Annotated in this window: 13 protein-coding genes; 8 read left to right on the plus strand and 5 right to left on the minus strand. The window is 68.6% G+C overall.

Features of this window, described 5'->3' with window-relative positions; all coding sequences use genetic code 11:
• The 6 genes from ACYVK3_RS04350 to ACYVK3_RS04375 form a co-directional block, all read left to right on the plus strand.
• Positions 1–1,162, plus strand: a 1,162-nt coding sequence (locus ACYVK3_RS04350) for a sensor histidine kinase (protein ID WP_460496034.1), incomplete at its 5' end; no start/stop codon positions are given.
• A gap of 188 nt (positions 1,163–1,350) precedes the next feature.
• Positions 1,351–3,033 (plus strand): nitrite/sulfite reductase, encoded by a 1,683-nt coding sequence (locus ACYVK3_RS04355; protein WP_460496036.1) that lies wholly within the window; start codon positions 1,351–1,353, stop codon positions 3,031–3,033.
• A 252-nt stretch (positions 3,034–3,285) separates the two neighbouring features.
• Positions 3,286–3,993, plus strand: coding sequence for an adenylyl/phosphoadenylyl-sulfate reductase (locus ACYVK3_RS04360; RefSeq protein WP_460496037.1), 708 nt, complete (start codon positions 3,286–3,288; stop codon positions 3,991–3,993).
• Complete coding sequence (locus ACYVK3_RS04365) at positions 3,986–4,699, plus strand: sirohydrochlorin chelatase (protein ID WP_460496038.1); 714 nt, start codon at positions 3,986–3,988, stop codon at positions 4,697–4,699. Before ACYVK3_RS04360 ends, ACYVK3_RS04365 begins: the two co-directional genes overlap by 8 nt.
• A gap of 473 nt (positions 4,700–5,172) precedes the next feature.
• Complete coding sequence (locus ACYVK3_RS04370) at positions 5,173–6,129, plus strand: diacylglycerol/lipid kinase family protein (protein ID WP_460496039.1); 957 nt, start codon at positions 5,173–5,175, stop codon at positions 6,127–6,129.
• Positions 6,130–6,872: 743 nt separating this feature from the next.
• Positions 6,873–7,136: a WhiB family transcriptional regulator gene (locus tag ACYVK3_RS04375; protein WP_460496041.1), complete on the plus strand. Its 264-nt coding sequence runs from the start codon at positions 6,873–6,875 to the stop codon at positions 7,134–7,136.
• Between the two features lie 98 nt (positions 7,137–7,234).
• Here ACYVK3_RS04375 and ACYVK3_RS04380 read toward each other — a convergent pair whose 3' ends face one another.
• A complete protein-coding gene (locus ACYVK3_RS04380) occupies positions 7,235–7,699 on the minus strand; it encodes an anti-sigma regulatory factor (protein ID WP_460496043.1) in 465 nt (154 codons plus the stop codon).
• A 270-nt stretch (positions 7,700–7,969) separates the two neighbouring features.
• Positions 7,970–8,377 carry a superoxide dismutase, Ni gene (sodN, locus tag ACYVK3_RS04385; RefSeq protein WP_460496045.1) on the minus strand — a complete coding sequence of 136 codons (408 nt, stop codon included), beginning with the start codon at positions 8,375–8,377 and terminating at the stop codon, positions 7,970–7,972.
• A 192-nt stretch (positions 8,378–8,569) separates the two neighbouring features.
• On the opposite strand from sodN, the gene ACYVK3_RS04390 reads away from it, so the two are divergent.
• Entirely contained in the window at positions 8,570–9,532 is a 963-nt protein-coding gene (locus ACYVK3_RS04390) for an MDR/zinc-dependent alcohol dehydrogenase-like family protein (protein ID WP_460496047.1), read from the plus strand.
• A 107-nt stretch (positions 9,533–9,639) separates the two neighbouring features.
• Positions 9,640–10,134 carry a hypothetical protein gene (locus tag ACYVK3_RS04395; protein ID WP_460496048.1) on the plus strand — a complete coding sequence of 165 codons (495 nt, stop codon included), beginning with the start codon at positions 9,640–9,642 and terminating at the stop codon, positions 10,132–10,134.
• Positions 10,135–10,179: 45 nt separating this feature from the next.
• Here the strand turns inward: ACYVK3_RS04395 and ACYVK3_RS04400 are convergent, their stop codons facing one another.
• Genes ACYVK3_RS04400 through ACYVK3_RS04410 form a run of 3 tightly spaced genes read right to left on the minus strand, consistent with a single transcriptional unit; the run spans position 10,180 to position 13,362 of the window.
• Positions 10,180–11,064, minus strand: a complete 885-nt coding sequence (locus ACYVK3_RS04400; RefSeq protein WP_460496266.1) for a carbohydrate ABC transporter permease — start codon at positions 11,062–11,064, stop codon at positions 10,180–10,182.
• 10 nt (positions 11,065–11,074) lie between these two features.
• On the minus strand, positions 11,075–12,016 hold the full coding sequence (locus ACYVK3_RS04405) for a carbohydrate ABC transporter permease (RefSeq protein ID WP_460496049.1): 942 nt from the start codon (positions 12,014–12,016) through the stop codon (positions 11,075–11,077).
• A 23-nt stretch (positions 12,017–12,039) separates the two neighbouring features.
• Complete coding sequence (locus ACYVK3_RS04410) at positions 12,040–13,362, minus strand: type 2 periplasmic-binding domain-containing protein (RefSeq protein ID WP_460496050.1); 1,323 nt, start codon at positions 13,360–13,362, stop codon at positions 12,040–12,042.
• Between the last annotated feature and the right edge of the window lie 212 nt (positions 13,363–13,574).

A 13,574-nucleotide genomic window follows, 5' to 3' on the forward strand; every position in this document is an offset into this window, starting at 1 on the left:
CCCCCCCCGCCACGAGGCCATCCCGGTGCGCCGGCGCGACCGCAGCCAGGTCATCGCCGTCGCCGCCCGCGACACCAACCTCTCCGACACGCGCAGCCCCTCGCACCTGGAGCTCAACTACCTCAAGACCGCCGACTACCTGGTGCAGATGCTCACCGACGGCGGTTTCCCGCCGCCACTGCTGCCGGGCGAGCCGACCACCGCGCCGCGCATCGGCGACGGCCTGGTCCGCATCGGCGCCGACGGCCTCGTCCGCTACGCCTCCCCGAACGCCCTGTCCGCCTATCGGCGCATGGGCGTCACCGGGCACCTGCGCGACCGCGACCTCGCCGAGCTGACGCGCAGCCTCCCGGGCGATCCCGAGGCCGGGGCCGACGCCGCGCGCCGCATCGCCGACGCACTGGCCGGCGGCACGCCGCGCCGCAAGGAGATCGAGGCGAAGGGCGCCACGGTGCTCATGCGGGCGCTGCCCCTGCGCCCCGGCGGCAAGGCCGCGGGCGCGCTCGTGCTGGTGCGCGACATCACCGAGGTCCGGCGGCTCGACCGCGAACTGGTCACCAAGGACGCCACCATCCGCGAGATCCACCACCGCGTCAAGAACAACCTGCAGACCGTCGCCGCGCTGCTGCGCCTCCAGGCGCGCCGGGTCGGCTCCCCGCAGGCCCGGGTCTCCCTCGAGGAGTCGGTGCGGCGGGTCGCCTCGATCGCACTGGTCCACGAGACCCTCGCCCAGTCCTCGGACGAGTCGGTCGGCTTCGACCAGATCGTCGACCGCGTCGCCTCCATGGCCGTCGAGGTCTCCGTCGCCGAGTCGAAGGTCACGCTCCGGCGCGAGGGCACCTTCGGGGTCCTGCCGAGCGAGTACGCCACGCCCTTGGTCATGGTCGTCAACGAGCTCCTCCAGAACGCCGTCGAGCACGCCTACCCGCCCGGACAGGAGGGCGAGGTCGTCATCGCCGTCGACCGCGACGGCGACCGCTTCCGGGTTACCGTCTCCGACCAGGGCAAAGGCCTTCCCGAAGGCTTCCGCATCGCCGGATCGAACCGGCTGGGCCTCCAGATCGTGCACACCCTCGTCACCGGCGAGCTGCGCGGCACCATCGACATGCGCCCGAAGGCCGAGGGCGGCACCGAGGCCGTGGTCGACTTCGCGCTCCAGTAGCTGTCCAGCAGCCGGGATGAGGGTGCCGAACGTCGGCACGGTATGGCATGCTTGCTGGCATGTCTCGCGCACATGGGCTCCGACTGGTGGCACGCCGCCATGTCGACTTCTGCCGTGTGTTCAGCGCCGCCTGTCTGATGCGCGCTTAAACCGCTTCCGGCTGTTCGCCGTCGAATCGTGCCACACCCGTGTCTGCAATCAGGAGAACCGTGCCAACGCCAACGCGTAAACCCAGCCGACCGAAGGGCCAGGGCCAGTGGGCCATGGGCCACCGCGAGCCGCTCAACAAGAACGAGCAGTCCAAGAAGGACGACAATCCGCTCAACGTGCGGCAGCGCATCGAGGGCATCTACGCTCACGGCGGCTTCGACTCCATCGACCCCGGCGACCTGCGAGGGCGCTTCCGCTGGTGGGGCCTGTACACGCAGCGCAAGCCCGGCATCGAGGGCGGCAGGACCGCCATCCTCGAAGAGGAAGAGCTCGACGACCGCTACTTCATGATGCGGGTGCGCATGGACGGCGGCCAGCTCTCACGCGAGCAGCTGCGCACCGTCGCCGGCATCTCCAAGGAGTTCGGCCGCGACACCGCCGACGTCACCGACCGCCAGAACGTCCAGTACCACTGGATCCGCATCGAAGACGTCCCGGAGATCTGGAGGCGCCTCGAAGCGGTCGGCCTCGACACCCAGGAGGCCTGCGGCGACTGCCCCCGCGTGGTCCTCGGCTCCCCGGTCGCCGGCGTCGCCGTCGACGAGGTCATCGACCCGACCCCGCAGATCAACGAGATCCACGACAGGTTCATCGGCGACAAGAGCCTGTCGAACCTGCCGCGCAAGTACAAGACCTCGATCTCCTGGCTTCCCGACAGCCCCTACGAGACGAACGACTTCGCCCTGGTCGGCGCCCACCACCCCGAGCACGGGCCCGGCTTCGACCTGTGGGTCGGCGGCGGCCTGGCGACCAACCCGATGTTCGCCCAGCGCCTCGGCGTGTGGGTCTCCCAGGACGACCTGGTCGACGTCTGGCTCGGCGTCACCCGCATCTTCCGCGACTGGGGCTACCGGCGCCTGCGCACCCGCGCCCGCCTGAAGTTCCTCGTCAAGGACTGGGGCGTCGAGAAGTTCCGCGAGGTCCTCGAGTCCGACGCCTACCTCGGCCGCAAGCTCCCCGACCTGGAGGAGCCGCCGGCGCCCGAGCAGCTCATCGACCACATCGGCGTCCACCGCCAAAGCGACGGCAACTACTACATCGGGGTCGCCCCGATCGTCGGGCGCGTCAGCGGCACCATGCTCGACCAGCTCGCCGACGTCGCCGAGAAGTACGGCTCCGACCGCATCCGCACCACCGCGATGCAGAAGCTGCTGCTGCTCGACATCCCCGGCGACCGCGTCGAGGAGGCCGTCGCCGACCTCGAGGCGATCGGGCTGGACGCGAACCCGTCGCCGTGGCGCCGGGCCACCATGGCCTGCACCGGCATCCAGTTCTGCAAGCTCGCCATCGTCGACACCAAGGACCGCGCCCGCGACCTCATCGCCGAACTCGAGAAGCGCGTCCCCGAACTCGACGTCCCCATCTCCGTCCACGTCAACGGCTGCCCCAACGCCTGCGCGCGCACCCAGACCGCCGACATCGGTCTCAAAGGCCAACTCGTCACGGTCGACGGCCAGCAGGTCGAGGGCTTCCAGGTCCACCTCGGCGGCGGACACGCCGCCTCGGCGAGCCTGGGCCGCAAGTCCAGGGGCCTCAAGGTCGCCTCCACCGACCTCGGCGACTATGTGGAACGCCTCACCCGCCGCTACCTCGCGGGCAGGTCGGAGGGCGAGAGCTTCGCGAAGTGGGTCCACCGGGCCGACGAAGAGGCATTGAAGTGAGCGGCCGCGTCGTTCCCTACCACTGCCCGTACTGCGGGGAGGAAGACCTCCGGCCCTACGAGCCCGAACCCGACAGCGAGGTCGAGGTCCCCGACGGCGACGCTCGCGGAGCCGTAAATCTGCGTGGCGGCTGGCATTGCCGCGACTGCACCCGGGTGTTCACCCTCAAATTCCACGGGATGGCTCGCCCGCACCCGTCGCCCCAGCCGACCGGCGGACTTCGTCCGCCAGACCCCGAAACGGAGTGAACACATGCCTACTTCGGAGAACCGGGACCCCTTCGAGCTCCGCGACCTGGCCACCGAGGCCGGGACGCGACTCGAAGACGCCTCAGCCACCGACATCCTCGAATGGGCCGTCGGCGAGTTCGGCGAGCGCTTCTGCGTGACCTCGTCGATGGCCGACGCCGCCGTGGTCCACCTCGCCTCGAAGGTCGCGCCCGGCATCGACGTGATCTTCCTCGACACCGGGCTGCACTTCCCCGAGACCCTCCAGGTCCGCGACTTCGTGGCCTCGACGATGGACGTCAACGTCCGCTCCATCCAGCCCGATCAGTCGGTGCTCGGACAGGACGCGGAGTTCGGCCCGAGGCTGTTCGAGCGCGCCCCCGACGAGTGCTGCGCGCTGCGCAAGGTCCTGCCGCTGAACGCCGCGCTGGCCGACTACGACTCCTGGGCCACCGGCCTGCGCCGCGACGAGGGCCCGACTCGTGCCAACACCCGCGTGGTCGACTTCGACGTCTCCCGCAGGAAGGTCAAGGTCTCGCCGATCGCGAAGTGGACCGAGGCCGACCAGCTCGCCTACATCGAGCGCTACGACATCCCGGTGAACCCGCTGCTCAAGGACGGCTACCGTTCCGTGGGCTGCTGGCCGTGCACCCGACGCACCGAGCCGGGCGAGGACCCGCGCGCCGGCCGCTGGGCCGCGTTCGACAAGACGGAGTGCGGCTTGCATGTCTGAGACCGCGCGGCGGGCTCGACCCGAGGCGGCACAGCTTGAGAGGGCCCTGGTCCTCGTCGCGCACGGCAGTCCGGACCCGCGATCCGGCGAGGTCGTCCGCGCCATCGCCCACGCGGCCGGCGCCCGCGTGGGCTTCCTGGAATTCAACGAACCCGATCCGGTCTCGGTCCTGACCGATCTGGCCGATGAGGGCACCGAGCACGCCGTGGCGCTGCCGCTGCTGTTGACCGATGCTTACCATGCGCAGACCGACCTGCCCGAGGTCGCCAGGCGCGCGGCGGAGGCGCGACCGGGCCTGCGGGTGGACGTGGCCCGTCCGGTGGGGGACGAGTCCCTCACCGGGGCGCTCCTGCGCGACCTGCCCGAAGGCGTCGACGGAATCGTGGTCTGCGCGGCCGGGACACGGGTCGACGCCGGTCGCGCCCACGTCCATCACATCGCCGAACGACTCGCGTCCCGCACCGGGATCAAGGCGCTCGCCGGGTTCGCCTCGGGCCCCGGCCTGAAGCCGGAACAGGCGGTGGCGCAGTTGCGCAGCGCCGGAGCGGCGCGGGTCGCGGCGGTCTGCTATTTCATCGCTCCGGGCGTCCTGTGTGACGCGGCAGTCGAATCGGCCCGCTCGGCCGGCGTCGTTCACGTCGGCGAGCCGCTCGGCCCCGCCCCGGAGCTGTTGTCGGTGATCGCCGCCAGGGCGGCAGCGCGCTAACTCCCCGAACGGGCGATCTGCTCCGAAGCCGACGGCCCTGCGCGTCGGCGGCGACAGGATCAGCGCCAGCATCACCGCGGCCAGGCCCCACGCGGCCAGAGCGAGCGTCGGGTGCGCGGCCTCGCGCAGGTAGTAGCCGACCGGGAGCCACAGCAGCGACTGGAACACCGCCTGAGCGACGATGTTGCGGCCCTGGAGGAACCGGCGGCCGATGAGCCAGTAGTACGCGCCCACGAGCCAGGCGATGACGGCCACGCCCACGGCGGCGCTCGGCGAGTCCACATCGCCGGTGAGGATCTGCACGAGCCCCCATGTCCCGGCGGCCGCCGATCCGATTGCGAGCAGCCAGAACAGGCTCGCGGCGGCGATCACGGTCCAAGGGCGGTAATCGTCACCGGGCGATTCGGTGACGGCGCCCATGTCGGCGTCGGTTTCGTTCACACCGCAACCGTATCCCGGGCTACGCTGCGCGTATGCACGCCCTGCAATCGGCGCCACAGCGTGGCCTGATCATCGTGAACCCCAATGCTTCGAACACTTCTCGGCGCAGGCTCAAGCGCGTCGTCAAGCAGCTCGCCGACGTGCTCGATGTCACCGTCTGGGACACCGAGTCGCGGGGGCACGGGGAGGACCTGGCGCGGCGCGGTGCCGAAGCGGGCTTCGACGTCGTCCTCAGCCTCGGCGGCGACGGTGTCGTCAACGAGGTGGTCAACGGCCTGCTGGCCGACGGACGGACCGCGGACGAGGCACCGGTCTTCGTGCCGATCCCCGGCGGGTCCACGAACGTGTTCGCGAGGGCGCTGGGACTGCCGGGGGACCGGCGCAAGGCGGTCCGGGTCATCGTCGAGGCGCTCAAGTACGGCCGGCCGCGCACGATCGGACTCGGTCGGGCCATCGACGAGGAGGAGGACCGCCTGTTCACCTTCTGTGCCGGACTCGGTTGGGACGCTTCGGTCATCAAGCGCGTCGAGAGCTATCGCCGCAATGGCCGGAACTTCAGTGCCCACTACGCACGGGCCGTCATGGCGGAGGTGACCGAGCACGGCGTGGATGGTGAATCGATAGAGGTCGAGTTGTCCTCCGGTGAGATCACGACGTCGACCGGGATGGTCGTCGCCCAGAACTGCGCCCCGTGGACCTACCTCGGCACCCTTCCGGTGAATCTCAACGCGCGGGCGTCCTTTAATGCTGGACTTGACGTCTTGCTTCTGCGTAAACTTGGACTGTCGACCGCCGCTCGGACCGCCGCATCACTATTGGTGGGCCGCGAGGGTCCGGACGGTCAGCACGCGGTCACGCATCACGATCTATCCCGGATTCGTTTGCGTGCCTCGGTGCCACAGGCGTTCCAACTCGACGGCGACTATCTCGGAGAGCGAACGGAACTCGAATTGTCCTCGGTTCCCGGAGCATTGCGGGTGGCCTGCTAACAACTTGGGAAAACCTGAGCGCGGGTGTTGACAACTCGAGCCGGAGCGGGCAAGGTTGATTTCGCCGCTCGAAAGAGCGACGTGAGACTTCACAAACGAATATCGTATTTTCGGTGCGTAATGACCGGGCCTTGGATGAGTCTCGTTGCCGGGTGCTCAACCGTGACGGAGCTTTCAAGTCTTCAATTCGTCCAGCCTGAGTACCAGTGTGTCAAACCGGTTCGACTCGCTGTCATCGACCCCCTCCTCGGGGGCGAAATGGGAGCCGCCCCGGGATCTGCGGTAGGGGTCCCAGCGGCGTCCGGAAGTGTGGTCCACAAGTCTTCCTCGAGGTAGAGCGGTGAGTTCACTCACTTCGAGCTGATTTCCGGAGTCGAACCTCTTGACAAATCCGATCCTTGTGAAAGTATTCACAAGGGAGGCGGGTCAAGGTGCGGGCCGTCGATACCCGACAGGCCGACCCAGTGCGCCGGCGGATGCTCTCGCTCGTGCCCGAGCGTTCAGTGATGACGCTGATGCGATGAGAGCGACCGCGCACTCGCAGCGACAACGGTTCCCCTTACCGGGAGCCGCCGAATCGCGGCGAACGGCGGACTTGAGCGCGCGCGAGGGTGCAACCGTCCTCAATGCAGTACCGGACGGATTCGCGCGCGTTGGCGATCGGATCGCATTCGCCCGAAACCGCAAGCTAGTCATAACACCGTGTAATCGCAAGCCTGACCATTCAGCAAGGAGAAGTTTTGATGGATTGGCGCCACGAGGCCATTTGCCGTGACGAGGACCCCGAACTGTTCTTCCCGATCGGGGACACCGGCCCGGCTCTGACGCAGATCGAGCAGGCCAAGAACGTCTGTCGGCGCTGCCCTGTGACCGAGGAGTGCCTGCGGTGGGCGCTCGAGACCGGTCAGGACGCCGGCGTATGGGGTGGCATGAGCGAGCTGGAACGCCGCGAGCTCAAGCGCCGTACCGGAGCCCTGCGCCCGCTGGCCGCCCAGGCCGTCAGCTAGCACCGAGCCGGTTCGCGATCCCTTGAGTCCACGCCATCCCTCGAATTGAATCAAGACGCTTGAAAGGCCCGGCGCTCGCGCCGGGCCTTCAGGCTGTGTCAGAGATCCGATCGGCGGACGTGGTGCGCCTCGGTGTCGGCGTCCGCCTCGGTCGAGGGACGCTGCTGGCGGATGCGGATGGTCGAGGCCGGGCCTTCGGTCACCGATTCGACCTCGTCGGTGAGCGCCCTGAGGACCTGCCACTGATAGGAACCCTGGTCCGCCAGCGGTTCGCCCTTCGGGCGGCTCAGCACGATCTGGAGGGTCTGGGGCCCCACTTCCAGGCGGCAGTGGACCCCCTCGCCCCCGCCGCGCCTCTTGAACGGCCTCGGGCGGCCGGGGTCGGGCGGGAGCAGCAGGGTCACGGCGGCGTTCACGGCGGCCCGGAGGTCCTCGATCTCGTCCAGCGAGAAGCCCAGGCGGGTGGCGACCGCCGCCGTGGCGGTGGGCAGCACCGAGAGGTAGTCGCCCGTCGCCGGGACGTCGAGCAGCAGCACGTCTTCGCGTTCCTCGCCCACCGGCATAGCCGCTCCCTGTGACGTTGTAGCAATCGTGATGAGTCCCCTCCAGGTGCAAAGGATAGTGGGAGGCGCCCACCGGCGGGGACCGCCCTGCCCGATTCGCACCCCCACCGGCGCCCCGTGCAGGGCGCCTGGGCCGCACGCCTCCCTCGGGCCCGCCGGGCACCGCTGAGGCGCCGCGCGGGCGCTTCAGGGCCGCCTCGGAGGCCCTGAAACCGCGAAGCGTCCGCCGGTGCCCGGCGGACGCTTCGTCGTTGCAGATCGGCTTTCGCCCTACTTCTTGGTCTCCCAGAAGATCTCGGCGATCTGGTCGATCTTGGCCAGCAGCTCGTCGGCCACCTGCGGGTCGGCGCTGCCCTTGGCGCCGGAGGCGCCTGCGAGCTTCGTCGCCTCGTTGACCAGCGTGTGCAGCTGCGGGTACTTCTCGAAGTGCGGCGGCTTGAAGTAGTCCGTCCACAGCACCCAGAGGTGTTCTTTCACCAGCTGGGCGCGCTGCTCCTTGATGATGAGCGCGCGAGTGCGGAATTCAGGATCCTCGTTGGCCTGGTACTTCTCGCAGATCCCTTTGACCGACTCCGCTTCGATTCGCGCCTGCGCCGGGTCGTAGACCCCGCACGGCAGGTCGCAGTGAGCCGAAGCCGTAATCTGCGGCAGCAGCCGCTTGAACAGAGGCTTCAACATTGCCCCTCCAGGTTCTTTCCAGTGGATGTGATTCCAACGCCGACCCTACCTCTCCCAGGGCCGATCGCGTGGGTACCCCTAGAGTTAGAGATGCAACACAAGTCCGTCGAGACACCATGATGGACAACGTGTTCGCCCGCTTGAGCCGCGCCTTCGGCTCGCAAGCCGCGCCTAGATGGAGGTCAATCGCCGATGCTCGCCGCCTACGCCCGCACTGTGAACCAGGACGACCGATTCTCGGCGCTCTCGGTCGGTGAGATCGCTCCACCGGACGTTCCCGACGACTGGGTCCGCGTCCGACTCACCGCCGCGTCCGTGAACCACCACGACCTCTGGTCGCTCGCCGGGGTGGGTCTGAGCGCCGAGCAGTGCCCGATGATCCTCGGCACCGACGCCGTCGGCATCGGACCCGACGGCGAGGAGGTCGTCGTCTACCCCGTCATCGCCGACGCCTCGCTCGAGGACGAGACCCTCGACGCGGGGCGCACCCTCCTGTCCGAGTTCCACCCCGGCACCCTCGCCGAGACCGTCGCCGTCCCCGCCCGCAACCTCCTGCCCAAGCCGAAGGGCTGGAGCGCCGCCGAGGCCGCCTGCCTGCCGACCGCCTACCTCACCGCCTGGCGGATGCTCACCTCCCGCGGCCGTCTCCCCGAAGGCGGCGCGGTCCTCGTCCAAGGCACCGGCGGCGGCGTCGCCAGTGCCGCGATCGTCCTGGCCCGCGCCCTGGGCGCGCGCGTGTACGCCACCGGCCGCCGGGCCGAGCGGCGCGAGCAGGCCGCCGCGATCGGCGCCGAGCCCGTCGAGTCCGGCGCGCGGCTGCCCGAGCGCGTCGACATCGTCGTCGACTCCGTCGGCGAGCCGGTCATGGAGCACTCGATCAAATCGCTCAAGCCCGGCGGGCGCCTGGTCGTCTGCGGCGTCACCGGCGGCCACGCGCCCCGCGTCGACATGCGGCACGTCTTCTTCAAGCAGCTGGAGATCCTCGGATCGACGATGGGCACGCGCGCCGAGCTGGCCGAGCTCATCGCCTTCTGCGAGGAGCAGGACGTCCGGCCGGTCATCGACTCCAGCCACGCGCTGGCCGACGCCGGCACGGCCCTGCGGCGCCTGGCCTCGGGGGACGCCTTCGGGAAGGTGGTAGTCACACGCTCGTAAGTACGACGGTGCTCGGGTTTCTGGCCGATTCTCCCGCCGGCCGGGCCTGGCAGCCTGCACCCTGAAAACGAGCCGGCGGCGAGTCCCGGCTGGGGTGGAGGGCGATCATGTCTGTTGTCGGGCGGCTGGGGGCCGGGGTGAAGTCCGGTGCCGGGAGTCTGTGGGCGGTCACCAAGAAGGTCGTGGTCAAGCTCGCGGTCGCGACGGCCATCGTCGTGGTGGTCGTGACGCTGGCGGGGCGCGGGGAGGGCACCGCGGCCGGGCCGGGCGGTTCGGAGGCGTCGCCGACCGAGGCGCACCCGGTCGCGGCGCAGGCGGCGGTCCTGTCGAACGAGCGGGCCGGCGAGCAGCTCATGCTGTGCCGGTACGAGGTCAAGGCCACCTTCGGCGTCTCGATCTTCACCGAGACGTCGATGAGCTCCAAGCGGCTCGCGCGGGTCTGGAACGGCGATGAGCTCAACGGCTCGTGCCTGAGCACGGAGGGCGACAAGACGCTCGGCTGCGCCGGACTGTCGTGGGACACCGAATGGATCAGGGTGCAGTCGGGTACGACGGTCGGGTGGAGCCCGGCCTCGTGCCTGGAGCGGCTCGGCGTCTTCTAGGGAACGGGGCGGAGTGCCCTCTCCGCCCCGTTCCTCATGATCCGGTCAGCGGCTGAGGCCGACGCCGGCGACGCCTCTGACGATCTGCTTCTGGAAGAGCATGAACACGATCAGCAGCGGCAGCGCGCCGAGGATCGCCGCGGCCATGTTCTGGGCGTAGAACAGGCCGTAGCCGCCCGCGACGACGCCGAGGCCGACGGGCAGGGTCATGATCGAGGGGTCGTTGGCGACCAGCAGCGGCCACAGGAAGTTGTTCCAGGAGCCGATGAAGGTGAAGATGCCGACGGCGGCCAGGATGGGGCCGGACAGCGGCAGGATGACACTCCACAGGATGCGCAGGTGTCCGGCGCCGTCGAGCTTGGCGGCCTCCTCGTAGTCGCGCGGGATGGCGTCGAAGAAGCGCTTGAGGATGAAGATCATCACCGGCGCGACGACCTGCGGGAGCGCCAGGCCCCAGTAGGTGTCGACCATTCTCAGGGCGCTGACGACGTCGAACAGCGGGATGATGAGGGCCTGCGGCGGGATCATGATCCCGGCGAGGATGACGGCGTAGACGACCTTCTTGCCCGGGAAGTCGAGTCTGGAGAAGCCGTAGGCGGCCAGGACGCACAGCCCCAGGGTCAGGGCGGTGACGATCGTGGAGACCACGGTGGAGTTGACCATCCACATCACGTGGTCGCCGCGTTCGAACAGGACGCGGTAGCCCTCGACCGACCACTCCTCGGGGATCCAGCGGATGGGCTGCCCGAGGCTGGCCTCGGTCTCGGTCTTGAACGAGGTGGACAGCGCCCACAGGAACGGCACCAGCCACAGCAGCGCCAGGAAGAAGGCCGCGAAGTAGACCAGTGCCGTTCCGGCGGTGAGGCGCGGCCGCTTCCTGGTGATCTCGCGGGGTTCACGTTCTTCGGAGGCTTGTGGCCTCTCTTGCACGGTGGTCACGTTAGTCCTCCTTCCTTGAGAGCAGTCGGAACTGGACTAGGGCGACGATGAGGATGAAGACGAACAGGATGTACGACAGCGCCGATGCGTAGCCGACGCGGAATCCCACGAAGCCGGCGTTGTAGATGTACTGGATGAAGACGTTCTCCGGCGAGAGGTTCGAGGCGCCGCCGGCCATGAGGTAGTACTGGTCGAAGATGCGCAGCGAGTTGATCAGCTGCAGCACGATGACCAAGGCGGTGGTGCGTTTGAGCAGCGGCAGCGTGATGCGCCACAGCTTCTGGAGCGAGTTCGCGCCGTCGATGTCGGCCGCCTCGTAGACCTCGGTCGGGATGGTCTGGAGCGAGGCCAGGTAGAGCAGGAAGTTGAACCCGAGCGTCCACCACACGGTGGTGATGACGATCGAGCCCATGGCGTCCTCCTGGAACGCCCAGAGCCGGTCGCCGCCCAGGCCCCATTCGCCCAGGTAGTGGTTGATGAGGCCGCCGTCGGGCTGGTACATCCACAGCCAGATCATCGTGACCACGGAGACGGGGATGACGAACGGCGCGAAGAACGACAGGCGCAGGAACCAGCCCATCTTGCGGGCGCGGTGGGCCAGAAGCGCGAACGCCAGTCCGAGGACCACCAGCGGCGGGGTCGAGAGGATGGTGAACCACGCGGTGTTCCACAGCGAGTCCCAGGCCTTCTCGTCGCCGAATGCCTCGGCCCAGTTCGCCAGGCCGATCCATTCGATGGGGCGTCCGGTGAGGCTCTTGTCGGTGAACGAGTAGTAGAGGCCCAGCACCATCGGCCAGAGCAGGAAGACCGCGTAGACGGCGAGGAAGGGCAGGACGAACCAGAGCCCGAGCCACGACCGGCGCCGTGGCGCCCGCGGCTTTGCTGGGGACGGCGGTTGCTCCGCCGTGGACGCCCCTGCGGGCGTCTCGGTGTCAGTAGTCATCAGAGAGGTCCCTATTAATCGTTTCAATCGATCGGGTTCGGCAGTTCGACCAGCGTCTGCGCCGTTGCCTTGATGGCGTCGAGCGCCTGCTCGGGAGTGGTGTGGCCCGCGTACACGCCGGCGAACACCTGGGCGACGTCGCCGGCCAGTCGCGCGGCCGATCCGGAGAACCAGACCTGGGGGTCGAACTGGACGTTCTCGACCACGCCGGCGTACTCGGCGTTGGGCTCCAGCGCCTGGTATTCGGGGCTCTCGGTGACCGGCAGGTAGGCCGGGGTGTGCCCGGCGCCGGCACCCCACTGGAGGCTGTTCTGGAGCATCCAGGAGACGTACTCGATCGTGGCCGAGCGGACCTCGGGGTTCCAGCTGTTGTGCCTCGGCAGCACGAAGGTGTGGCAGTCGCCCTGGGTGCGGCGGTTGCCGAAGAAGTCGGGCATCTCGGTCATGGAGAAGTCGAGGCCCTGGGCCTCGTCGAAGGCGCGGAACCGGGTGATCTCCCAATTGCCGACCTGGACCAGTCCGGCGGCGCCGTTCTCGAAGTTCGCGGCGGTGGCGCCGCCGTCAGAGATGCGCGGACACAGGCCCTCCTCGGCCATCCGCCACATGACGTCGATGGCGGCGAGCGCCTTCTCGTCGTCGAGCTCGTGGCCGTCCTCGTGGAAGATCCATTCGCCGTCCTGCTGGCGGTACCAGGCCCAGAACTGGCGCCATCCGGCGTTGGTGTCGAGCGAGGTGCCGTATTCGCCGGTGACGTCCTTGACGGCCCGCAGCAGGTCGAAGTACTCCTCGACGCCGTGGGTCTCCAGGAGCGTGCCGTCCGCGTTGAGGACGCCGGCCTCGCCGCAGATGGTCCGGTTGTAGTAGTTGACCAGCGCGTGCGTGTCGAGAGGAACGGCGTAGAGCCGGTCGTTCGAGAAGCAGCGTTCCCAGATGGAGGGGCTGAAGTCCTCGGGGTTGAGGCCCGCCTCGACGAGCTCGTCGATCTCGATGGCGTCGAGGAGCGTGTCGGGGGAGAGGCTGTCGAGCCTGGAGAGGTGGATGGTGGCCACGTCCGCGGCGTTGCCGCCGGAGGCGCCCATGACGAGTTTGGTGTAGAAGGGCGTGCCCCACGCGAAGGTGGTGGCCTTGAGGTCGATGCCTCTCTCGCTCATGAATTGGTCGTGCATGTCGGTCATGATCGCGCCGTCGGAACCGGCCAGGAGGTTCCATTGCTTGACGGTGGTCTGGCCGCTGAACGCGTCGGTGGCCGCACCGCATCCCGCCAGGCCCAGTCCGGCCGCGGCGGCCGACCCGGCGAGGAGTGTCCTCCGGGACATCGAGCCCGGCGGAGAGGGATTGTTCGTCATATGTGTATCACTCCAATGTGACTGATTGTTGCCGTGGTCACGGCTGCGGCGTGACCTCCACGACATTGTTATCGCTAACGCAGGCGGCAGTCAAGAGTGCGACGGCTTTTGTTACCATCCATGGTCAAATTGCGGCCAGTTGTTACGAACGTGAGACATGAAGGAGGGCGAGGCCGTCAGGCCTCGCCCTCCTTCATGTGGTCGTACCGCTC

The organism is Glycomyces tarimensis (genome assembly GCF_054776215.1).

Excerpts from the sequence above, each read along its gene's own strand:
- ACYVK3_RS04360 (WP_460496037.1), top strand. The coding sequence starts at position 3,286 with ATGCCTACTTCGGAGAACCGGGACCCCTTCGAGCTCCGCGACCTGGCC.
- ACYVK3_RS04365 (WP_460496038.1), top strand. The coding sequence starts at position 3,986 with ATGTCTGAGACCGCGCGGCGGGCTCGACCCGAGGCGGCACAGCTTGAG.
- ACYVK3_RS04370 (WP_460496039.1), top strand. The coding sequence starts at position 5,173 with ATGCACGCCCTGCAATCGGCGCCACAGCGTGGCCTGATCATCGTGAAC.
- ACYVK3_RS04375 (WP_460496041.1), top strand. The coding sequence starts at position 6,873 with ATGGATTGGCGCCACGAGGCCATTTGCCGTGACGAGGACCCCGAACTG.
- ACYVK3_RS04380 (WP_460496043.1), bottom strand. The coding sequence starts at position 7,699 with ATGCCGGTGGGCGAGGAACGCGAAGACGTGCTGCTGCTCGACGTCCCG.
- sodN (WP_460496045.1), bottom strand. The coding sequence starts at position 8,377 with ATGTTGAAGCCTCTGTTCAAGCGGCTGCTGCCGCAGATTACGGCTTCG.
- ACYVK3_RS04390 (WP_460496047.1), top strand. The coding sequence starts at position 8,570 with ATGCTCGCCGCCTACGCCCGCACTGTGAACCAGGACGACCGATTCTCG.
- ACYVK3_RS04395 (WP_460496048.1), top strand. The coding sequence starts at position 9,640 with ATGTCTGTTGTCGGGCGGCTGGGGGCCGGGGTGAAGTCCGGTGCCGGG.
- ACYVK3_RS04405 (WP_460496049.1), bottom strand. The coding sequence starts at position 12,016 with ATGACTACTGACACCGAGACGCCCGCAGGGGCGTCCACGGCGGAGCAA.
- ACYVK3_RS04410 (WP_460496050.1), bottom strand. The coding sequence starts at position 13,362 with ATGACGAACAATCCCTCTCCGCCGGGCTCGATGTCCCGGAGGACACTC.